The organism is Ihubacter massiliensis, assembly GCF_024125305.1.
Taxonomy (GTDB): domain Bacteria; phylum Bacillota; class Clostridia; order Peptostreptococcales; family Anaerovoracaceae; genus Hominibacterium; species Hominibacterium faecale.
The window spans coordinates 3,321,486-3,345,345 of sequence record NZ_JAMXVH010000001.1; the positions used below are offsets into that span (position 1 = coordinate 3,321,486).

Here is a 23,860-nt window from a genome sequence, read left to right on the forward strand (position 1 = left end):
TCAGGCGAGAGGAAGAACACAATGATGCCGCAAAAACAAATTCTGATTGTAGAAGATAATGACATTAACAGAACCATGCTATGCCAAATTCTGGATGATAAGTATGTGGTCTTAGAAGCCGCCAACGGAGAAGAGGCACTAGCGATTTTACAGGAACATGCTGAAGAGATAGCCCTGATTCTGCTGGACATCATTATGCCGGTGATGGATGGATATACCTTCCTTACCATAGCAAAGGCTGATCCTTCGCTTTCTGCAATTCCCGTGATCGTAACCACCCAGAGCGACAGCGAATCTGATGAAGTTTCGGCTCTGGCCCACGGCGCTTCCGACTATGTGCCTAAGCCATATAATCCGCAGGTTATTTTGCATCGAGTCGCCAGTATCATACATTTGAGGGAGACCGCCGCAATGATCAACCAATTTCAATATGATCAGCTGACTGGCCTCAACAGTAAAGAATTCTTTTACCAGAGGGTTAATGAAAGCCTTTTAAAGCATCCGGACCAGGAATATGATATTGTCTGTTCCGATATTGAAAACTTCAAACTGATCAACGATATTTTCGGCGTTCCCACCGGCGATCTGCTTCTCTGCAGAGTAGCGGACATGTATACCAATCTTGTAGGAGAAGACGGTATTTGCGGGCGCTTTAACGCAGATCAGTTTGTGTGCCTTATGGAACGACGCAGCGATTATACGGATGATCTGTTCGTACGCAACGAAGAACAGCTTAACGTATTGTCTAATACAAAGAGCGTCGTGCTCAAATGGGGTATTTATGCCATTAAAGATCGGTCAATTTCTGTGGAGCAGATGTGCGATCGAGCGTTTCTTGCGGCTCACAGCATCAAAGGGCAGTATGGGAAGCATTTTGCCGTCTATGACGAAAACTTGAGAAACCAGCTGCTTCGCGAGCAGGCGATCACCGATAGTATGGAAGCAGCTCTTGCCGAAGAACAATTTTTGGTCTATCTTCAGCCCAAATATACGGCTGAAGGTGGGTGTCTGGCCGGAGCCGAAGCGCTAGTACGCTGGAATCATCCTCAATGGGGGTTTTTATCGCCGGCCGAATTTATTCCACTATTTGAAAAGAACGGATTTATCACAAAGCTGGATCAGTTTGTTTGGGAAAGGTCCTGCGCAATTCTGAAGAGGTGGATCGATCAGGGCTATCCACAGGTTCCGGTGTCTGTAAATGTGTCCAGGGCCGATATTTATCAGGCGGATCTTTGTGATATTCTAGTCGGGTTTATTGAAAAGTACCAGCTTTCTCCGTCGCTTCTGCACCTGGAAATTACGGAAAGCGCTTATACGGAGAATCAGGAACAGATCATCGACACAGTTAATAATTTGCGCCAGCGGGGATTTATTATTGAAATGGATGACTTTGGAACTGGATATTCCTCCTTGAATATGCTCAATGAGATGCCTCTGGATGTTTTAAAGCTCGATATGAAATTTATTCGCAACGAGACCGCAAAACCTGCTGATGAAGGGGTGCTGCGGTTTATTATGGGCCTTGCCCGCTGGATGGACCTTAAAGTTGTGGCAGAGGGAGTGGAAACCAAAGAACAGTTGGAGCGCCTCAATGAATTGGGCTGTGATTATGTGCAAGGCTATTACCTCGCAAAGCCTATGCCCGCCATCGAATTCGAAAATCTGCTGAAGAGCGGGCAGCTGGCTGTTATGAGCAGGGATGGGGGCAGGAATCACAAGGATGAAACCCATTCCCAGATACTTCTTGTGATCGATGAACAGAAGGAATATCGGGACCAAGTCCGCAGAACGTTTGAGGATAAATATCAGGTTTTGGAAGCTGGAGAGGCCGATTCGGCGATTTCTGCCATCATGAGCAATCAAGATAGGCTGACGGTTGTGATTCTGAGCCTGACGCTGGGAGGGGAAAGCGGCTTTACGCTTTTGAAAATGCTGCAAAAGGAAAAGGCGCTTTGGGACATTTCTGTGATTGTCACCGCTCCGCCGGATGAACAAATGGAGGAGCAGGCCTTGCAGATGGGAGCCGACGATTTTGCCTTCAAGCCCCATACGCTAAAAAGCCTGCGCAGACGGGTTACTCGCGCCAGCGGTGCTGCTTCATTCCGCAGGCAGCAGCAAATACTTCAAGAAGATGCATATCGGGATTACTTGACCCAGCTTCTAAACCGTCGAGGTTTGGATACTGCTGCGGAGTCGTTGAAAAAAGAGGACCTGCCATTTGCTGTTTTTCTCTTTGACTTGGATAATTTAAAAGAGATCAACGATACTTTTGGACATGCGGAAGGCGATCGAATGCTGAAGGAATTCAGCAATGTTCTGCGTATGCATACGAGAGAAACGGATCTCCTATCTCGTTTTGGAGGAGATGAATTTGTTGTTATTATGAAAAGGCTTGGTTCACAGAAAACAGCAATAAAAAAGGGTGAAGAAATATGCCGGGCCCTACAAAAAAATTATTTTAAGGAGCAATCTCCCACAGCCTGTTCTGGGGGAGTGGCGATCTGTGATTGTATGGGCCAATCAATTACAGAATGGATTAACCGTGCTGATGAAGCTTTATACAATGCCAAGGGAAAAAATAAGGGAGGATGCTGCCTATGGAAGGGGCCTCAAAAATGAAACATAACAATACGGCGATAGAAACGATAAACAGGTTCTGCAGCGAATGGTTTGAGCAGCGAGATGCTGTAGGCGCAGTGTCCTTTTTGACAGAAGATATAAACTTTGTCGGAACCAGCAGCAATGAGCATGCGCAGGGAAAATCTTCCATGACAGAATACATCCGCCAGGATATCCTCGAGATGAAAGAACCTTTTTCCTGCGAACTGGCAAATATCGTTGAACAGCGTCTGGGAGAAGGCATTTGCAATTTATCTATGGAGATGACCCTTAAGAACTCTATGTATTCTTGGAAACTGCACATCTTTTCTTCCTTGCTGCAGGACGGTCAAGGGGCCTGGAAGATTTGCAGCTTTTATGCTGCCGAGCCGGGGAGCAGTCAAAAGGGAGGCGAACATTATCCACAAACCCTGGTAATGGAGACGATCGCACGGCAGCGGCAAGCCTTGCTCAATGATTCGGTACCGGGAGGCATGATGGGCGGATACATAGAAGAGGGGTTCCCCTTTTATTACATCAACCAAAAGATGCTGGATTATTTGGGGTATGAAAGTCAAGAAGACTTTGTCACTGATATCGGCGGAATGATTTCTAACTGTATACATCCCCATGACCGGAATCGGGTCGGTGAGGCTGTGGCTGAACAGCTAAAGCATGGAACGGAATATGTGGTTGAATACCGTATGAAAAAGAAGGACGGCTCCTATATCTGGGTCCACGATCTGGGAAGGTCTACGATTGCAGAGGATGGAAGAGCCGCCATTTCTTCTGTTTGTATTGATATCAATGCACAGAAACAGGCGCAGGAAGAAGTCATGCATCTTTATAACAACATTCCCGGCGCTGTGTTCAGATGCCGGTATGACAAAGAACTATCCATTATTGATGCAAATGACGGGCTGTTCGAGTTTTTAGGTTATTCACGCGAAGAGTTTGCGGATATGGGTAATCAAATGTCTCGGGTCATTCATCCCAATGACTTTAAAATGTTGGAAAAAAACCTAAGAGAGCAGCTTAAAAACGGCAGCAGTATTCAGGTGGAGAATCGCTTGTGCTGCAAAGATAGCGCTGTAAAGTGGGTTTCGGTGAAAGCGCAGATGTTTGTGGAGGAAGACGGCGAACCATACTTCTATTGTGTTTTTGTGGATATCACGGAGGAAAAACAGCTGCAGCAGAGGGTTCGAGAACTCTATGAGCAAGAACTGGCCTATTTTGCCTCCTTGGCATCCGATGACGGTAGTATTCAGGGAACGGTTAATGTCACGCAGGATAGGGTGGAGTCCTATCTATCTACATCGGATGTGGCTGTAGCCAAAATCGGCGATTCCTATGAGGATATCGTAAGAAGTCTATCCCATTCAGCAGTGGATGAGACGTACGGGCTAAAGATGGCCGGTACGCTGGCGAAAGAGAGCGTGCTGGCGGACTATGCAGCCGGCAAGGTGGATTATCAATTCGATTATCTGCGAAGGCGAAACGATGATAGTATTTTCTGGGGCAGTACAAGGCTCCGTACCTGCCTCAATCCGGAGAGCGGAGATATCATCATGTTCTTCTATACCCTGGATATTACGGAGCAAAAGCTGCAAGAACAGCTGTTGACACGCATTGCCGACCTTGATTACGATAATATCATGGAAATTGATATTGCACAGGATACATACCGTGTTATTTCCCTGCCTGGCAGTGAGGCGTGCAGAATCCCTTCGCAGGGAAAGTTCCAAAAAGAAATTCGCATCGCTGCAGATAAATTGATGGATCGTCCATCGAGAGAAATCTATTTGGACAACCTGGAGTATCGATATATGGAAGAACAGCTTGAACAGCAGGATTCTTACAGCTTTGTTACTGAATTTCTCGATGAAAATGAAAAGCATCCCCGTATAAAGCGATTTCAGATTTTCTATATCAGCAAAGAGCTGAAACGTGTTTGTGCAGCTAGGACGGACTTGACCGATATTGTACAGCAGGAACAGCGTCAGAAGGAAGAATTGGCTTCAGCACTGGTGGCTGCAGAACAAGCCAATGCGGCTAAAACGGATTTTCTGTCCCGTATGAGTCATGAAATTCGTACGCCGATGAATGCGATTATTGGAATGAGCACCATAGCAGCCCAGGCAATTGGTAATGACGACCGGGTGGCTGAATGTATTTCCAAAATCGGTATTTCTTCCAGGTTCTTGCTATCATTAATCAACGATATACTGGATATGAGCCGCATTGAGAGCGGTAAGATGCTGTTGAAAAATGAGGAAATCCCAACAGAAGAATTCCTTGGAGGCATCAATTCCATCTGCTATTCTCAGGCAGCATCCAAAGGCGTAGAATATGAATGTATTATCGATCCGGTTCTGGATGATTATTATATTGGCGATGCTATGAAGCTGCAGCAGGTTATCATTAATATCCTGAGTAATGCCATTAAGTTTACAAGAGATGGGGGAAAAGTGTCATTGTCCGTTTCACAGCGGAAGCGAACAAAAAACGATGCCGTTCTTCGTTTTATTGTTAATGATACGGGCGTTGGCATGAGTGAAGAATTTCTGCCTCACCTTTTTGAACCCTTTTCTCAAGAATCAACAGGTACGACGGCCGTATACGGCGGCACCGGATTGGGACTTGCAATCAGCAAAAACATCGTCGATATGATGGATGGAAATATTGCTGTTCGCTCCATCAAAGGCATTGGAACCGAGTTTACAGTTGACGTCAAGCTGGGGCTGAAGGAAGATGAAAAGCTGCACAACCATCAGAAAAAGCAAAATTATAATTTCTCTCACTTAAAAACACTTGTAGTAGATGATGATGTGGCAGTATGCGAAAGCGCTGTGGTTACGCTACATGAAATGGGCGTTAAGGCTGAGTGGGTAGATAGCGGTCGCAAGGCCATCGACCGGGTCAAGGAGCTGTGGAGCTCTGGAAAATATTACGATATGATCTTGATCGATTGGAAGATGCCTGAAATGGACGGGATTGAAACTGCAAGGCGTATTCGTCAGATCGTAGGTCCGGAGGTGACGATCATTATCATAACGGCATATGATTGGGGATCGATCGAGCATGAAGCAAAATTAGCAGGTGTCAATTTGCTTATGAGTAAGCCGATGTTCAAATCATCGCTGGTTTCTGCTTTTTCCAAAGCAATGGGAGAGAAAGAGGAACGGGAGCAGAAAAAAGAGGATTTTGATTACGATTTTTCCGGAAAGCGTATCTTGCTGGCTGAAGACAATGCCATTAATACGGAAGTAGCGGTTATGCTGCTGGAAAGCAAAGGATTTCAGGTAGAAGCCGCGGAGAATGGTCTGCGGGCTATGGAGATGTTCAGCAAATCGGAGCCTGGATATTACAGCGCGATCCTGATGGATATCCGCATGCCATTGATGGACGGGCTGTCAGCAACAGTCAATATTCGGCACCTCAGCAATTCGGATGCAGAGAGTGTTCCTATTATCGCCATGACCGCCAATGCCTTTGATGACGATATTGAAAAGAGCAAGGCGGCCGGCATGAACGCACATCTTGCAAAACCGATTGATCCGCAGAGACTTTATCAAACCTTGTATACCTTTATTTTTGAACAAGAGGAAGACTAAGCGGTTGAAAAATAGATTAATATAAAAGCCTGGTGCCTACTATTTATAAGCAGGGCGCCAGGCTTTTTAATATCATCTTCTTAGAGCTGGGCCTTTAATCTGGCCTTAGTGCGTTCTTCACCCAGAATCTGCTGGATCTCCCAAACATCGGGGGATTGGCTCCGTCCCATGACCGCGATTCGGATCACCGTGCTCACATCGCCGACATGACCTTTGTACTGATCGGGATTTTTCTTGTAATCCTTCGGGCGGGCGGCATAATTCAGTTCTTCCCCAATCGCCCGAATTTTATCGAACCACTGGCTTTGGTCGTCGCTGTGATCGTAAGTTTCCAGATAGCGGGACAAAATTTCCTTGACATCGTCTGACGCATTTTCCGGATAAGCGTCTTCGATTTCAAAATAGTCATCGAAGAAATAACGGATAAATTGGAAAATCTGTTTGCCGTAGACCAAATCTTTTCTCGGCTTCTTACCGCTTCTTCCTAAATCAAGAATCTTTTCAATATAGTCCTCATGGCCTTCCAGTAGAGGCAGAATCTCAGGCTTGAATTCTCCGGCCCACTGTTTTAAAAATGCGCACAGCTGGTCAGCCGGAATTTTGACGAGAACATCTTTGGAAACATCGTTGAGCTTGTCCAGATCAAAGAGGGCTCCCGAATTGCTCATTTTTTCAACCTGGAATGGGAATTCTCCGGCATCGGCGTCCGGGTTTTTCTGGCGCCATTCTTCATAGTTGGAGTTGAGAACCGTCAGCAAGTATTCCCTTACGGCCTGGGGCATATATCCCTCCTGCCGGTAATAGTCCAGGGAAAGTTCCGGATCTTTTCGTTTGGAAAGTTTGCGCTTATTGCCGTTGTCCAGCTTCATCAGCTGAGCGGTGTGGCAGAAAATCGGCATCTCAAATCCCAGTTTTTCAAATAGCTCCACATGAATGGGCAGGGAGGAAATCCACTCTTCTCCCCGGACCACGTGGGTCGTACGCATGAGATGATCGTCCACTACGTGGGCGAAATGGTAAGTGGGAATCCCGGTCGCTTTCAGAATCACCACATCCTGATAGTTTTCCGGCATGGAGAGTATGCCGCGTATTCCATCCTCTATAGAAATGGTCCTGGCCTTCTGTGGATCCTGATGACCATCGGACTTTAGGCGTATTACATAGGGTTTTCCGGCGTTGATGTTTTGCTCGATTTCTTCCAAGGTGAGGCCGCGGCAGGGCGCATATTCTCCGTAAATTCCCGGGTTTTCTTTGTTTTGCTCCTGATTCTGGCGAATAGCGGCAATTTCCTCTTCTGTGAGGAAGCAAGGATAGGCCTGTCCCTTTTTTACCAGCGCCTTTACATAGCACTGATAGATTTCACCCCGCTGACTCTGGTAATAGGGGCCGTAATCGCCGTTGGATCCGTCGATGGCAGCTCCCTCGTCAAAATCGATGCCAAAGAAGTCCAGCGATGTGATGATCGTTTCAACAGCGCCATCCACATAACGTTTATCGTCCGTATCTTCAATACGCAGGTAAAAGATGCCGCCGCTCTGGCGGGCCAGCCGCTCATCGACAAAGGCGCCGTACAAATTGCCCAGATGGATAAATCCTGTGGGGCTGGGGCCCAGTCTGGTGACCTTGGCTCCGGCCGGCAGCTGACGAGGCGGGTAGATGGTTTCATAATCTTCTGGTGTTTTGGTTATATGCGGAAATAGGAGTTCCGCCAGTTTATCATAATTCATGTGTTGCATCCTTTCTCTTTCAAGCTTTGCCCCACTATTATACCCCGCAGGGCGGTCATAATCAAGTGGGTGTCAGCTGGGGATCAGAATGGGGATTCTTCTCTTTCAAAAAGCGAGTGAGTTCCTCTTCCGGCATAGGACGGGCGTAATAAAAGCCTTGAATAAACTGGATGTCCAGGGCCGCAATCAGGCTTTGCTCCTGCTGGGATTCAATACCCTCTGCGACGACTGTCAGCGAGTTGATTTTCGCCATTTCCACAATGGCGCGCAGCAACGCGTGCTGCTTGGGATTGGTGGGAATTTGCCGCGTCAGGGAGCGATCGATTTTGATTACATCTACCGGTAGATTGGAAAGGTAATTCAGGCTGCTAAATCCTATACCAAAATCATCCAGAGCAATTCGAATCCCGGCTTCCCTCAGCTTGTCCAAAATAGCCGAAGCCTGCTCGATGGATTGAATGAGAATACTTTCTGTAATTTCCAAAGTGATCCGTTTGTGGTCAGCGCCGGCTGTTTCAATCATAGTCAGTAAATGATTGGAGCTGTTGCCCATCAGGAGCTGCTGAACTGAAAGATTGATGCCCATATGCTCAAGGCCCAGTTTGCTTCCATGGGATGCGATGAACTTACAGGCTTTTTTGAGTACGTAGTCCCCCAGCACTTCCACCATGCCACTCCGTTCTGCCAATGATACCACCTGTCCGGCAGAGAAATACGTTCCGTTTCCAGCGGGCAAGCGTACCAGCGCCTCTACTGCATTGTAGGTTCCGCTCACAAGATGAGCCATCGGCTGGTACCAGACTTCAAGGGTTTCCTGTTCAATCGAAGATTTCAGGTGATGGATAATGCCGGCTTCCGTTCGGATCATCTCGTCCAGCCTGTCGTTGTAGATTACATATTGCCGGTCCGAGGTTTTCGCAAAACGCAGGGCCGACTGTATGCAGTCCAGGAGCGCTTCCGGATTGGAACCATGGTCCGGATAACGGCAGATCACCATCCGTATTTTCAAAGCAAAGGAGGAGCTGTTGGCATGGACCGGCTCTGCCATTGATTTTTGCAGCTTTTCCGCAAAAGATGCCTCGCTTTCCTCTGACAGAGAAATGCCTAAAAATACATCGCCGTTAATGCGATAAAGATATGTACCGAAAAACCGCGACAAACGACGCAGGGTTTCGTGAAGAATTTTATCGCCAATATCAGCGCTGAAGAGATCGTTGTATTGGCTGAAGGAACAAATATCCACGCAAAAGAGACTGAACTTTCGTTTATTGTCGTAGGTAATCAGCACCTTGGAGTCCTTCAGATACTTGATCCGGTTTCCCACATGGAAGACCGGATCGAAGTAGGCCATCTGTTCAACTTGCTTACGGTATTGATTGAAGGTCTTGGATAATTCCATCATTTCCAGATCCGTATATTCTTCAAAGGTGACATCCGTATCTCCCTCAATCAGCCGCCGGCATTTTTCAGTAAGCATGCGTACCGGAGATTCCTCTGCCCGGGAGTTATAATAGCTGTCGATAACGGAGGCAATCATATCTTCCGCGCGGCTGCCCTGCTGGCAATAGACGTACTGGCAGCGGGCAGGAAGAAAATTCTTGCAGTTGTTCAGACGGATGTTAAGAAGCAGTTCCAGGGAAAGGCCATTTGCAAATTCTTCCCGCTGCTTTTCATTCATCTTTTCACGGATACCCACCGCAAAATTTTCGGCACCCAGGCGTCCGGCAATAAAAGGGCTTTTAATGAACTCGGTCAGACGTCCGGGAATGCTTTTGAGAAAAGCGGATTCCTGTTCAGGCCCGATCATCTGTGAAATTTGGCAATAGCCGTCAAAAACAAAGTAAAACAGCGTTACCGGTCCGTCAGCAAGCCACAGATCCAGTGCGGAAGCAAAGTTCTCTTGGTTGTATAGCCCCGTTTGCCTGTCGATAATGTCCAGCTGGCGGATACGTCTTCTTTGAAGAAATAGTTTATATAGGAGCAATCCCAGGGCCATTACCAATATGGCGGCAAAAAAGCAAATGATGTAAATACCGACTACAAAGGAAGCGGGGAGCCATCCGTCTTGCGGCTGTATACTCAGAGTCCACTGGGGCGGAAGATTGATATTGACTTTTGCGGCATGGGAAAAATCAAGGCTATCTCCGGATACGGCAACGATCTCTTTGTCTCCGTTTTCAGGGTCAACATGCCATACTTCATAGTCATATCCCTGCTGGGAGAGACCATCGAGCCCCAGATTTTTTAAAACAAAGCTGCTGTCGAGGGCAACTGCGACTTCGCCCAGGTAAGCATTGTTTTTTACGATTGGCTGCAGGAAAAGAAAAACTTCCTCTTCCGAGCCGTTGGAACGGATTGCTATCGGGCCTTCTACAACCGTGTCTTTGATCACTTTTGCCATTGTATAAACATAGGAAAAATCCTTTAAATCCTTTCCGACCCGGCTACCGTACTCTGCTTTGGGCAGTGCGCTGACTACGGTATCGCCTTCCACCAGGCAGGCATACCGCACACCTTCCTTTTTCATAACAGGAGCTGCGGCTTGCTCAAACCAGTCGGCATCCGGATCTTTAGCCGCAAGGGCCAGCCTGGCCAGAGGCTCGGCTTCATTGAGCTTGTTTTGGAGCTGAAACATAACATTCTGACTGTAAAGCTGAAGGCTTTGTTTTGCTTTTGTTTGATGAGCGCTGCTGAATGCCTGCTCAATTTGTTTTGCACAGATTCCCGCCGCGATCAGAAGCAGCAGGGCGAAACCGCAGATTAACAAACGCTGCAGGATTTGCTTGTTCATAGAGCTTCTCCGTTCTTGTGAATTTTATAATAGCCTTTTCCATTTTGTTTTACGAAGTACAGGGCTTCATCCGCATCGGCGATCACCTGATCCAGATCGGAGTCCGGCCGACACAAAGCGACACCTACGCTGCACTGAACCGGAATGCGCTGTCCGGCGGATTTGACTTCTCCTTGAAGCCGCAGCACCAATTCATCCAATACACTGCACAGTTCATCTTCGCTTTCCAGGTTGATCAGGAGCAGTACAAACTCGTCGCCGCCATACCGCCCGACCGCTCCGTCATATCGCTTTTCATACTCCCGCAGGATGTAACCCACACTTTTGAGAGCTACATCCCCGCCTCCATGACCATGGGTATCGTTGATGTACTTTAGATTATCCATATCCACAAAGCATAAAGCGCTCACCAGATTTGGATCTGCATCTCGCAGCAGCGAGGAGGCCTGATTCAGAAATACGGAGCGCGTGACTACGCCAGTCAGACTATCCGACAGCCCGGTGCTGGTCAGGCGAATGATCTCGTTGAAATCCCGGTCTTCCGGATTTTTATCCTGATAAATCTTCCTTTCCAGATCCTCCACTGAATGGACCAGAGTGTCCACAATCGCCATCTCTTTTGCGATATAACGGCGAAGGATCACCATCAGGCCGCCGCAGAGAAATACAGTCAAAGCCGCAACGAACAACAGGGAGGGGAGCAGACCCGAGAAAACGCTCCAAAAGCTTACGGAGCAGAGTATATCCCAATTGGTGTTTTCCACGCGCTGGTAAGAGGAATAGAAGAGCATGCCTTTTTCAAAATTCCAATAACCTCCCGGCTGAGCGGCCAGCAGTTGTTCTTCCAGTTCATTTGCTGTGGTGCCAAGCAGTGTTGTCCCTTCCAGCTGGCTCATAATCGGATCACCGTAAGGCAGGCCCGCAGTGGAGGACATAATCTGCCCTTTGGAACCGAGCAGGGTGGCGTTGGAACGATTGATGCTTGCGGCTTCTTCTAAAATGCCTACCACATCGTCAAAGTAAATCGCACAGAAAAGGCACCCTGTAATGTTTGTTTCCTGCCCCACAAGGGGAACTGCCACCGTATAATTCAAAGTTGCGCCGTCAGCACCTGCCAGGAAACTGTCCGTTACCTGCGGCTTTCCGGTGGAAAAAAGGCGCTGCATGTAATCCCGGCTGGCCAGGCTGGCCGGTTCGGAGCCGTCTGAGTAAACAATAATGTCCGAATCCACGTAGCAAATCATCATATAGCCAAAGGTAGGGGCCATTTTATCCAGTTTTTTGACTTTGTCGATAGGCGCGATTGAAGGGTCGTAAAATTCCGGTAAATCCGCCAGCGCTTCCAGGAGTGTAATGGCCTCATTTACGCGCAGAGAAACTTGTGAATGCGTGCTGGACAAGGAGGCGCGGGTTGTCGACTTCATCTGGCTGAAAGCCAGAACGGCTCCGCCCAGCAGAATGACGATTACAATCAACAAGCAGAAAACTGCACTATATCGCAGAATGGGATTGAAAGAAAGCCTCCAGTTGGCATCCTTCTTCTGCCTTTTTTTTCTTATCATCGATTGATCCTTTCTATCTGTAAAGCTTAACCCGCAGAATTTATGATAAATAGAGGAACGTTCTGCTCCGCCCGCTGTTTAATCCATCCAGCACGACGTTCTTCCTATATGCGATATGTCAGACTTTTTCCGCAGGGTAAAACCAACTTTTTCTTGGTACCTGTACTAGTTAATTGAGTACCCTCCAGTATAGCAGTTTTACCTTAAAAAGGCAATTAAAGTTGTGATGATTATGAAAACAGGCAAAGCCGATGCCCTGCCTGTTTTGGTGAGTTTATTAAACAATATTTCGTGGAATTTTCCTGTTTTTCTCTATGGCTTTTACAGCAATTTACTCTTTTTCATAATTAAAATAACCAGGACGCAGATGACTGCAATGCCTGCGCAAATGAGGCCGAAGCCGTACTGCATGTGGGAAAGGGGCATCCACTTTTCATCCACGTTCATTCCGTAGAGGCCGGAAACGATGGTCGGGATACCCATGATCAGAGTAACGGAAGTCAAAAGCTTCATGACCCGGTTCAATTTATCGTTGAGCACGGAGGCGATCAATTCTCTGGAGCCGTGAATGATATTAATGTAGATATCGGTCATTTCCGCCGCCTGCTTGATCTCGATCACCACATCGTCCAGCAGTTCTTTATCTTCCGAGTATTTTTTAATCCGCTCGTACCGCACCAGGCGGTCGATCACCAGCATATTGGATTTGAGGGATGCGGTAAAGTATACCAGGTTTGACTCTAATTCATGAAGGTCGATCAGATCAGTATCCTCTGCGATGTTGTTAATAGCACGAGTTTCGATCTCTTTTCTGGTTTTATCGATGTAACGCAGCAGCCGCTGGTATTCAACGGCAACCGAATACAAGACCTGATAGACAAAGCGCATCTGCTTTTTGGTGCTGAAGGAACGCATACTTTTTCGGTTGAAAATGGAAAAAATATCGCTTGCTTCGGAGCAGACAGTGACAATGGCTGTTTCTGCAAGAAAAATTCCAAGGGGAATGGTCGTGTAAGCGCTTCGGCCGTGGCGGGTTTCCTCGCTGGGAATGTCGATCACGATAAAGGTATAGCCGGATTCCTGCTCGACTCGGGAGGTCTCTTCATCGTCCAGAATGGCGATGATATCGTTGGTGTCAATCTGGTATTTTTCGGCGATCAACTTGATTTCATCCATGGTGGGGTCTGCCAGATCCACCCAAATTCCGTCTTCGAAGTCGTTCAGCCGGGACAGTACGCCGCCGTCGGTTTTAAAAAGTTTAAGCATGATGTCCACCTCCCTTTTTTATCTTGCTACATTTTATACGATAAAAAGGGATCCGTCAATTTTGCGCGGGCGCATCAATATTTTTCCATGGGGATTTTTTTGGCTGGGGCGGGGAAGGAGGCTTCCAGCTGTTCCAGATCGGCGTCGGACAAGATGATCTGAGAAGCAGCGGCGTTTTCCTCAATATGAGAAGAAGAGACTGCCTTGGGAATGGCGGCCACATCGTCATGGCGGAGGACAAAGGCCAGCAGCAGCTGAACCACTGATATTCCCAGCCTGCCAGAAACCTCCAGCACATTTTTATCATCCATGAGCATGGCTTTGGAAACGCCGTCTTGGGTTGTCAGCGCGCCGGCCTGTCCCACCGGGCTGTAGGCCATAATAGGGATGCCTCTTTCCCGCTGCCACGGAAGGAGATCGTATTCGATACCCCGCGTTCCCAGATTGTAAAGAACCTGATTAACACAGCAGTTGCTGCCATCGGGAACTTTCCAAAGATCCTCCATATCGCTTATATCAAAATTGGAAACGCCCCAACGCCTGATCTTTCCCTGCCGGCGCAAATCCTCCATGCAATATGCCACCTCTGCCAAGTCCGCATCTTCCCGCCAGTGAAGGAGATAAAGATCCAGATAATCGGTTTCCATCAGCTTGAGGGAGCGCTGCAGGCTGGAGTAAATATGGGCGCGGCAGGCATTCTGGGGATAGACCTTGCTCACCAGATACAGCTGGTCGCGGCGCAAATCGCGGATGGCATTTCCGACGATGTTTTCCGCCTTGCCATCTGCGTACATTTCCGCGGTATCGATCAAATTCATGCCGATCCGGGTCCCGTATTGCAGACCGCATACCTCTCGATGGAATTTGGCGTCATCCTCACCCATCTGCCAGGTGCCCTGACCCAGCTTGGGCATGAATGAGCCGTCAGGAAGAGCGATGGTATTTGTTAAAACTGGTGTTGTTTTCATTACAATTCCTCCGATGTAAAGATTCTGTTCTTATTGTAAGATGGGGGATCGGATGTAGCAACTATTCGATTGCTATAAATATAGATTGGCTTGCTGAGAAAAAAGCGTCAAACCCGTGTGCCGTCAAGGAAACTGTAGTATAATAGGTGCATCTGGTCAGGGTTGCGTACAGCGTCAGGAGAAACAAGATATGCTTGCAGAAAAAATCGCTTATACAAATGATTTTCCCATCAATATTAAAATTGCCAACATCACCGAATATCCTCTCCACTTCCATCAGGACGTGGAGCTGGTCTACGTCCTGAAAGGCGAGATACAGCTCAAAAACGGCAGCTGCATATATAAAATGCCAGAAGGCAGCGTTTTTGCCAGCAACGGCCACGAAGTTCACAGCATGTATAAAACGAAACGGGATAATATCACGGCCATCATACAACTGAGCAATGCCTTTTTCTCCCAGCATTTTCCCAGGCTGCCCGAGAGCTGCTACCGGACGTTTGATCCCCAGCGTCCCCATCCCCGCCTGGACTATATGAGAAAAATACTTTTGATGATCCTGCTCAACTACCTGAAAAAAAGCCTCAATTACAAGCAGGAGTGCATCGACCTTGCCATAGAGCTGATCGACTGCCTTGACCGAAGCTTTAACCTTTTTACCTTCAACGGCAAAACGATTGTCAATGGCAGCAATGAGGACCCGGTCCAAGCATCAAGGATCAGCAGAATCATCCAATACATCTATGCGGAGCACGCCAGACGGATCACCCTGGAAGAGCTGGCGGATATGGAGCACTTGAGTACGTTTTACTTATCCCACCTGATAAAAGAAAACATCGGAATGAGCTTTCGCGATTTTCTGTGCTTTGCCCGGGTAGAATTATCAGAAATTCCACTATTGGATATGCGCAAAAAGATCCACACAGTGGCGCGGGACATCGGATTTTCTACCACCGCCTATTATGAAAAATTCTTTTTAAAGTGGTTCGGCAGAACGCCCGCGCAGCATCGGGAGCTATACGGAAATCGGATCAAATCGGCCATGTATCCCGAACGGATGGAGCCCATCAACGACAGCAGCAGTATTTCCTTAGTAAGGAGGGCGCTGTCCTATATTGATTCCCAGATTACCGGGCAAGAAAGGATCAACAACCTCAAGCTGGATATAATTGTCGATGCGGAAAAGCAGGAGATCAAAACTCTGCGGCCGTCGCTGCAGATCATCGTCAGCCCGGAGGACTACCGGGTGCTGGGAAGCCGCTTGTTCGCACTGCTGAACGATCTGGGCCGGTCTCTGATCCTGCTGGAAACAGACCAAAGCATAAGTGAGGCGAGGAATCTGCTGGAGAAACAGCTGCTCGCCAGAGGGTTTTCCATAACCATGCACATGCCATCGGGCCTGGAAGCGGCCAATGCTTACGGACTGGATACGACCGCCTGCGTGCCCCAGCTGCTTTATAAAGGGATCCTTGGAAGCGACCCTCAGTATGTGCGGCTGCGGGACCAGGGAACCGAACACGAGCTGCGGATTAAGGGCGGTGCGGGAATACTGACTTCCTGCGGAATCGCAAAACCATCCTATTATGGATATGCGGCATTGGCAAAGATGAAGGGCGCTTTGCTGACGTGGGGAAAACACTATGCAGTCGCCAGACTGGATGGAGAAAACCAGGCGTTCATGATAGCGGCCTACAATTACGATACCTCCACAAGCCTTTTGTGCAGCCGGCCGGCGACCCTTCATGAAGCGGAAGATATCGTCTATAAATTCAACAATGAGATTGACCTCAACGTGACGCTGAGCCACCTTCGCGGGCGTTTTGCCGTGACCAAGTATGAGCTGACCACTCAGAACAGCATTTTCGATTTGATGAACAAACTGGGTTTTCCGGAGGCTTTTTCTCCGGCGGTGGATCTGGGGTTTGCATCCTACTGCCAGCCGAAAGTGGATGTCTTTACGGAAACCGCGGAGGACAGCCTGATGGTCAATTTTTCACTGCGGGACGTGGGAGCGGAGTTCGCGGTTATTCAAAGAATATAAAGGAGAACAAGATTATGCAGATACATAAGAAAGAACGCTTAGCGGCTTTGGGCATTATCATCTGCACCCTTTTGTGGGGCGCGGGTTTTCCGGCGCTAAAAGCCGTGGAAGAGCTGCCGGCCTTCCTGATCATCGCCGTCCGATTCATACTGGCGGCCGGGTTTCTTTCGGCGGTTTTTTATCGGCGGTTTCGCCTCATTAACCGAACCGTGGTCAAAAATGCGTTTATTTTGTCCTTTCTGATTTTTATCATGTACGTATTCGCGACCGTGGGAATCCGCTACACTACATCGTCAAAGGCATCTTTTTTCAGCTGCCTGGGCTTTGTCATTATACCCTTTCTCAACTGGCTGCTGTACAAACAAAAACTATCAAAGATCACGGTCATCAGCGTGCTCATGTGCTTGACCGGAATTTTCCTCCTCAGCTATTCATCGGATATGGGCCTGAATTTTGCGCTGGGGGATATTATTTGCATCGGCTGTTCGCTGTCCGGATCGCTGCAGATCGTTTTTCTGGACAGAATGACAAAGGATGAGCGCAACGATCCGACCCTGCTTTCGGTGCTGATGATGATCCTGATCGCCATCTATGGAACGGCGGCCGTATTCTTTACCGGTGCCTGGCAGGTGCGCCCGGCCGGGTTTGACTGGGGCGTTCTGATCTTTATCGGCGTGTGCTGCACGGCGATTGCGTATCTGTTGCAGGCGGTGGGGCAGAAATATGTGCCTTCTACCAGGGTAGGGATCATGTGCGCCTTAGAGCCCGCATCGGGGGCCATCTTCTCGGCGATTTTTCTGGGGGATCACTTGGGCTGGTTCGGATGGTCGGGCGGAGCAGTCATCATCGCCAGCCTGATTTTCATGGAAGCTATGACCGCCAGGAAAGCGGCGAAGGAAAAGGAAGAGCAGCACGCATCTTAAATTTTAAAATGCGTATTATTGGAAAATTGTTAATTTTTTTCGGAAAACTATGCCTCCTGAAATTTTGAAAAGATGTGCGATGCCGAGCACACTCAAAAGGGGCTGTCGCATTCGCTTTCACGAATGCGGCAGCCCCCATATGCGCTTTCTAAGCAATGGCCGAAATATCGCTTTTATCCACGCCTTCAGGCGGTTCGAAATCCATATCTTCGTACTTGACCCATTTGGTCCCATGTCTCTTCTTGTATCCGAAGAAGAGGAGGAAGCCAAGGGGGATCATACCGTAGCAAGTGATGAAGTCAAACCAGTTGAAGTCTGAGAACAACCAATAGTTGCAGGTAATGGTTACTAGAATACAAACCGCGATTGCGAAGATGGTACCGAATGGGTACAGCGGCGCTTTGTATTCCAGCTCGCTGAGGGTGTGCCCCTGTTTGAGCCATCCTTTTCTGAACCGATAGTGGGCCAGGGAGATGGTCAGCCAGTTGATGACTCCGGCGATTCCGCACAGATAATAGGCAGCCGTATAAGCGATGCCGTCGCCCACCAGGGATGCTACGAAAGCGGTGGCTCCCACAACAGCTGTAGCAATTACAGCACGGACCGGAACTCCGCTCTTGCTGAGCTTGCCGAAAAATCTTGGAGCAGTCCCTTTTTTCGCCATAACCTGCAAAGTCCGGGAAGCGCTGTACATGGTCGAGTTACCGCAGGAGAGCACGGAAGTGAGAATAACCGCGTTCATAACAGAAGCCGCAGCCGCAAATCCTGCATTTTTGAAGACAATGGTAAAGGGCGATGCAGCGATGTTGTCCTCCGCAGCGTCCAGCAGGGTCGGTTCTGTAAAAGGTACGATGGTAGCGATGATGACGATGGTCCCCAAATAAAAGAGCAGGATCCGCCAAAATACGCTTTTGATCGCCTTGGGAACGTCTTTCCTCGGATTCTCCGATTCGGCGGCAGTGAGGCCGACCACTTCCGTATTGGAGAAGGAGAAGGCAGCGACCAAAAACACCAGGATGACGCCGCTGAGTCCGTTGGGGAAGGGCGCTTTTCCAGAATCTCCGCCGTCCAGCACCCAGTTGGAAAATCCGGCGTCGTTGCCTTTCATGATACCCAGGATCATGAGCACGCCGATTACCAAAAAGATGATGGTTACCAGCACTTTAATGCCGGCAAACCAGTATTCCGCTTCGCCAAAGCCTTTTACTGAGAAAAGGTTGAAGGCCAGCAGAATGGCCATGAACAGGATCGCCCACAGGGTGGAATTGGAACCGGGGAACCAGTATTTAATAATGATGGCTCCGGCCACCAGCTCCGCGGCCACAGTCATGGAACAGCCGAACCAGTAGCACCAGCCGTTCATAAAGCCCCACGCCGGATCGATAAAGCGGTCTGCGTAGGCAGTAAAGGCTCCCGGGATTGGCAGCTTTGTCGCCATTTCGCCCAGCGCCGTCATCATAAAATAGACGACGATGCCCATGACGATATATGCGGTCAGCGCTCCGCCGGGTCCGGCGTCGGCTATGGTCCCGCCCATAGCCAGGAAGAGTCCGGTACCGATGGTACCGCCGATGGCAATCATGCTCAAATGGCGGCTCTTCAGTCCTCTCTCCAATGTTTCTCGTTCTTGTTTTTGTTCTTTCATGAGAGTCTCCTTTTTCTTCTTCTGTGGAAATCCCTGTTTGTTCTATAATCTCCCCAATATTTCTATTTCAGCGCCTGTATTGTTTTCCAGATAGGCTTTAATGGCATCCACGCGCTCATCATCCGGCGCTTCGAAGAGTGTCTGCGAACCGCCGATATGTTCTTCTTTCAATGCTCCCAGATTATGATACGGCAGAAGGGTCACTTTTTCAATCCCCAGGCGGCGGTAAAGGTCCGCCGTTTGATCGATCTGCTGATCGGAGTCATTGACCCCCTTGATCAGCGGCATGCGCATAATGAGTTTTTTAACCAGCCCGCCGCTTTCCGCCAGCATAGTCAGGTTTTCAAGAATGCGGGTGTTCTCCCGGCTTGTATAAGCCAGATGGGTTTCGTTATCGATGGCCTTCATATCATATAGGATATGGGAGACGTTTTCCTTTTCCGCCAGCGCTTTAAGCAGATCGCCGTCCCCGAACCCGGAGGTGTCCAGACAGACGGAAATTCCTTCTTTTGCAGCGGCATCAATCAAGGCTTCCGTAAACTTTGGATGGGAGAGCATCTCACCGCCGCTGATGGTAAGGCCGCCTTCCGTATGGGAGTAGAACTGCTTGTCCTGCGCCACTTGATAAAGGACGTCCTCTACCGTCATCGACTGTGCCACGGGTTTTAATGCCTGGGCATAACAGATATCGGCGCATCGAAGGCAAGTGTCGCACAGCTCCCAGCGGATATCGATCTCCTGATCCTCTCTCTGATAAACGGCATCCCGGGGGCATGCTTCTATGCAGTACCCGCACTGAATGCAGTTATTGGGCATCCGAATGATGTGCTGTGCATAATCGATCAATTCCGGGTTGTGGCACCACTTGCACCGGAGCGGACAGCCCTTCAGAAAAACCGTGGTGCGAATGCCGGGGCCGTCCTCCGTGGAAAATTTTTGTATTCCGCCGACGAGGGCCCGCAAAGGTTCGTGTTCCATGTTGATCTCCTGCTGCTTTATTTATTTCAGATGGGCGGTCCGGTCGATGATCGTGTCCTGTGCCGCCTTATCCAGCTCTGTAAAATAGGCCATGTATCCGGCTACCCGGACCATCAGGCCCCGGTAATCTTCCGGTTTGCTTTGGGCCTTGCGAAGGGTTTCGTTGTCAACCACATTGATCTGAATGTGCTCGCCGCCGTGGTCGAAATAAGTCTTGATAACGCCTTCGATGATATCCAGTCCTTTTTCCCCTTCAATGCCCTTTGGATCAAAGCGAAGGTTGAAGAGGGCTCCGTCATGGAAGTTCTTTTGGTCGATGGCAGCCACCGATTTGACCGTTGCGGTAGGTCCGCTCAAATCCCGTCCCATGGTGGGGGAGGAATTGTCGCAGTAAGGCTCGCCGGCCAGCCTGCCGTCAGGTGTGGCTCCGCAGACCTCTCCGTGGGAAATATTCACGGTTTGGGACAGGTTGCAGAAGGAATATCTGCCGTGCCTGGAATCTTCCCAGCTCTGAACTGTATCAGCGCAGAAGCGGAGTAAATCTCTGGCTACGCTGTCCACATGTTCATTGTCGTTGCCGAATTTGGGCGGCTTGTTGATGAGCAGCTGTCTCAGACGCTCTTCTCCTTCAAAGTTCTTGTCCAGGGCCGCGATCAGCTTGTCCATGGTGACCATCTTGTCCTTGTAGATGACCTCTTCGATGGCTACCAGAGAATCGGCCAGATTTGCCGCTCCCGTGATGAACATACCGGCCGTATTGTACTTGGTTCCGCCCTCCTGGACCGGTTTTCCCGATTCCACGCAGCCTTCCATTGCCATGGAAGCAAAGATCACCGGCAGCCGCAGCATATGATAAGGAACCATCAAGTCATAGCCGTCTTTAATCATCCGATAAAAATATTCCAGCTGTTTTTTGACGGCCTCCGTCAGTTCTTCTATGGATTGAAACTCCCTGGGATCGCCTGTTTCAAGTCCCAGCAGTTCTCCGGTTTTTGGATCGCGTCCATTGTGCAGGACCAGCTCCAGCACTTTCGGCGCATTGACGTAGCCTGCGTCCGGCGAACCGTCCGTAGTTCCGCCGCCGGGGCCGGGCTGAATGCAGCCGACGATGGCCCAATCCCTGGCTTCTTCGATGGTGCAGCCTTTGCCCAGGGTCATGGGGATTGCCGCATCATCGTTGAAGAATCCCGGGTTTGCCATGCCCTGCTGGATCATCTTTGCGCCTTTCCGAATCAGCTCTTTGGGCGTTCCTTCAAAGACCCGCACGGCCAGTACCGGCTGGGTGGTCTGCAGATCCGCCGCTGCGTCCAGGCACAGATAGGACAGGTCATTGGTAGCGTCCAGCCCTTCTCTGGTCTGTCCGCCCACCATGAGGATTTCCCACATGGGATAACCTGCGAAGGATTTGGCGTACCATCTGTCCCTTACTTCATAAACCTCACAGCATTTAAGATAAAAATATTCCAAAAGCTCTAAGGCTTTTTCTCCGGTAATGGTTCCAGCCTCGCAATCGGTCTTGAAGAATGGGTACATATATTGGTCAAATCTTCCGAATCCGCAGGCGGTGGTAGGCGCCTCAATGTGGAAGGCCACCTGAATGAACCACACCATCTGCAGGGCCTGATGGAAGCTCTGGGGCGGATTTTCAGGGACAACCCTGCAATTGGCCGCGATCTGCATCAGCTCTTGCTTCCGCTGGGAATCTTCGCAGCCGGCGGCCTGGCGCTCCGCCTCATCGGCCAGCCGACGGGCATAGGTGATTAAACCTTCGCAGAGGATGATGCAGGCCTGCCAGAAATCGATTTTTTCCTGCTTTTCTTTGGTTCCGCCTTTCGTTTCTTCGATGTTTCTGCGGCATTCTTCCATATAGCCCTTTAATCCCACTTCCAAAAACTTTTTGTGGTTGGGCATGGTTTCTCCGGAGACGCCGTTGCGGCATCCCACGGAAATGAGATCTTTCTGTCTTGCGTTTTCTATGTATTCGGGAAGGATTTGAGGCGCCAGGTCCTCAAGGGCTTTTCCATCCCAATATTTCAGCGTTTCCAAAATGGTTTCCCTGTCCTGGGGGCTGATCCGGTAAGGATCGGTTTTTCTTACCGGAAATTCATCGATATCGGCGATCAGCCATTTGCTGGATGTGTATTCAGGAAACAGGTTGGCGCCTTTGTATTCGTTGGTCGGTGTTCCGACGATCAGTTCGTCTTCCATCACCAGAGTCGTCATATGTTCCATGACATATTTGACGATCTTGGCGCGAAAGATGGGGACGGCGTCACCTGCAAATTTTTTATGGGCTTCTGTGGCTAAAACCAGCCGTTCGGCTGTGATGGCCGGAATGGTGTCAAAATATTTCTTTTTCATTCTCTGGAGTCTTGGGGTCAGCATGGTTTTCCTCCTTGTTTTGGATCGAATTTATTCTTCTATCTAACTACTCATTGTATGTTAGGCGGGCGGGAAGCTCAATAATTGGATTGTTTAAAAATATAATTGAGTTGCTATTTTGCTTGTCAGAGCCGGTATTTTTCACAGCGGAGAATTCAAGCGGAAATTTGTCCGCAGATTTGGACTTTCTTTCTTATGGTATGTGGGATATACTAGTAATAATAAGAACAAAAGGAGGACTTGTGATGAGACTGAGAGATTTACTGAACGATCAGACGGAAGTCAAAAAGGAAATTCTGATTGGCAGAGAAATAGAGGTACAGGAAAAAAAGGCGCTGCTTTTAGGTTTGAGAGAATTAGATGAGGTGGAGGACGGTGAACTGATAACGGTTTCCAGACTGCTCATTCTTCATGAGGATTATATGGCTGATTATGACGATTGGGATGAGGATGAAGAATGGGAAGAGGAGGAAGCGGAAACCAACCGTCAGCTCTTGATCGAATCTATGGAAACGGACGGCGATGTTTCAGTGACGGATATAGAAGCTTTTCATATTAATGGAACTCGCTATGAGACCGACGAGATTAATGTAAGCTACCTGGAGGAACAGCCATACGAGGAAATTATGCTCATCAAGCATTTTGCAGAAAAGGGATGCGTGCCTCAGGAATGGATGGACAAGGACGTGGACATGCTGGCGCTGGCCGCTTATGATGTTGAACCGGCAATGTTTGGTGTCAGCTGGGACGCGGATATTCTTGGGATCACGGCTGAGATGGCAGAACCGATTGAAGAGGTTCTGGTGGGGAAGGTCATTCGGTGCAGCTGCGGACACTACGATATGCCCAAAACCTTTGCAATAAAAGGAAAGAACGGCGAAGATGTTACGGTGCGGATCCATGGGGTTTACCTGCACAATATTTGGACGGACGTTTCTTGCCTGGACATGGACTTCTCCGAGCTGGAGGAATACTGCGACCGAGACGAACGGCTGCTGGTCGTGGAATACAGTACCGATGAAAATTTGCAGCTGGAGTTTTATACGAAAGACTATCTGGACGCGCCGGCAGATGTGGATGAACCATTTTCAGGAATTGGCCTTTTGTCTGATGAGAACCATGAACGTTGCGTTGTGGATGTGGTGCCGGCTGATTTTGAGGATGAGGTGGAGATCGAGCTGCTTTCTTATACTGTGTAGGAGTTTTTGCTGTCCAACTTTCGGGCTTGGCTTGGTCACGGGTCTGATACTTGGTTCCGTCCGGAAAATTTTTGTGGAAAATCGCATTTTTTTCGCAAAGTTGTGGGTCTGCGGGCTATGATCCGGCTGGAATGGCCATGCGCTTGCTTAAAATGGAATATGTGGGGAC

13 protein-coding genes are annotated in these 23,860 nt (G+C 48.9%); 5 read left to right on the forward strand and 8 right to left on the reverse strand.

Annotated elements, in window-relative coordinates:
- The first annotated feature begins 21 nt into the window (after window positions 1-21).
- Together NIA71_RS15360 and NIA71_RS15365 are read left to right on the forward strand one after the other, a co-directional pair.
- Window positions 22-2,619 (forward strand): EAL domain-containing protein, encoded by a 2,598-nt coding sequence (locus tag NIA71_RS15360; protein WP_148397458.1) that lies wholly within the window; start codon window positions 22-24, stop codon window positions 2,617-2,619.
- Entirely contained in the window at window positions 2,616-6,212 is a 3,597-nt protein-coding gene (locus NIA71_RS15365; RefSeq protein ID WP_253020879.1) for a response regulator, read from the forward strand. Before NIA71_RS15360 ends, NIA71_RS15365 begins: the two co-directional genes overlap by 4 nt.
- Before the next feature lie 80 nt (window positions 6,213-6,292).
- On the opposite strand, the gene gltX is transcribed toward NIA71_RS15365, so the two are convergent.
- The 5 genes from gltX to NIA71_RS15390 form a co-directional block, all read right to left on the reverse strand.
- Complete coding sequence (gltX, locus tag NIA71_RS15370; protein ID WP_227755492.1) at window positions 6,293-7,939, reverse strand: glutamate--tRNA ligase; 1,647 nt, start codon at window positions 7,937-7,939, stop codon at window positions 6,293-6,295.
- A gap of 61 nt (window positions 7,940-8,000) precedes the next feature.
- Complete coding sequence (locus tag NIA71_RS15375; RefSeq protein ID WP_253020880.1) at window positions 8,001-10,730, reverse strand: EAL domain-containing protein; 2,730 nt, start codon at window positions 10,728-10,730, stop codon at window positions 8,001-8,003.
- Window positions 10,727-12,292, reverse strand: coding sequence for a sensor domain-containing diguanylate cyclase (locus NIA71_RS15380; RefSeq protein WP_148397454.1), 1,566 nt, complete (start codon window positions 12,290-12,292; stop codon window positions 10,727-10,729). The genes NIA71_RS15375 and NIA71_RS15380 overlap by 4 nt, the downstream gene beginning before the upstream one ends.
- 321 nt (window positions 12,293-12,613) lie before the next feature.
- Window positions 12,614-13,558 carry a magnesium transporter CorA family protein gene (locus NIA71_RS15385; RefSeq protein WP_253020881.1) on the reverse strand — a complete coding sequence of 315 codons (945 nt, stop codon included), beginning with the start codon at window positions 13,556-13,558 and terminating at the stop codon, window positions 12,614-12,616.
- A 74-nt stretch (window positions 13,559-13,632) separates the two neighbouring features.
- Window positions 13,633-14,526, reverse strand: a complete 894-nt coding sequence (locus NIA71_RS15390) for an aldo/keto reductase (RefSeq protein ID WP_253020882.1) — start codon at window positions 14,524-14,526, stop codon at window positions 13,633-13,635.
- A gap of 190 nt (window positions 14,527-14,716) precedes the next feature.
- On the opposite strand from NIA71_RS15390, the gene NIA71_RS15395 reads away from it, so the two are divergent.
- Entirely contained in the window at window positions 14,717-16,564 is a 1,848-nt protein-coding gene (locus NIA71_RS15395) for a helix-turn-helix domain-containing protein (protein ID WP_253020883.1), read from the forward strand.
- A 14-nt stretch (window positions 16,565-16,578) separates the two neighbouring features.
- Window positions 16,579-17,487, forward strand: coding sequence for a DMT family transporter (locus NIA71_RS15400; RefSeq protein ID WP_148397450.1), 909 nt, complete (start codon window positions 16,579-16,581; stop codon window positions 17,485-17,487).
- A 148-nt stretch (window positions 17,488-17,635) separates the two neighbouring features.
- Here NIA71_RS15400 and NIA71_RS15405 read toward each other — a convergent pair whose 3' ends face one another.
- The 3 genes from NIA71_RS15405 to NIA71_RS15415 are packed head-to-tail and all read right to left on the reverse strand — an operon-like array spanning window position 17,636 to window position 22,495.
- On the reverse strand, window positions 17,636-19,132 hold the full coding sequence (locus NIA71_RS15405) for an amino acid permease (RefSeq protein WP_148397449.1): 1,497 nt from the start codon (window positions 19,130-19,132) through the stop codon (window positions 17,636-17,638).
- Window positions 19,133-19,174: 42 nt separating this feature from the next.
- Window positions 19,175-20,110, reverse strand: a complete 936-nt coding sequence (locus NIA71_RS15410; protein ID WP_227755490.1) for a glycyl-radical enzyme activating protein — start codon at window positions 20,108-20,110, stop codon at window positions 19,175-19,177.
- 21 nt (window positions 20,111-20,131) lie between these two features.
- On the reverse strand, window positions 20,132-22,495 hold the full coding sequence (locus NIA71_RS15415) for a glycyl radical protein (RefSeq protein WP_253020884.1): 2,364 nt from the start codon (window positions 22,493-22,495) through the stop codon (window positions 20,132-20,134).
- Between the two features lie 242 nt (window positions 22,496-22,737).
- On the opposite strand from NIA71_RS15415, the gene NIA71_RS15420 reads away from it, so the two are divergent.
- Entirely contained in the window at window positions 22,738-23,691 is a 954-nt protein-coding gene (locus NIA71_RS15420) for a hypothetical protein (RefSeq protein ID WP_253020885.1), read from the forward strand.
- Window positions 23,692-23,860 lie beyond the last annotated feature (169 nt).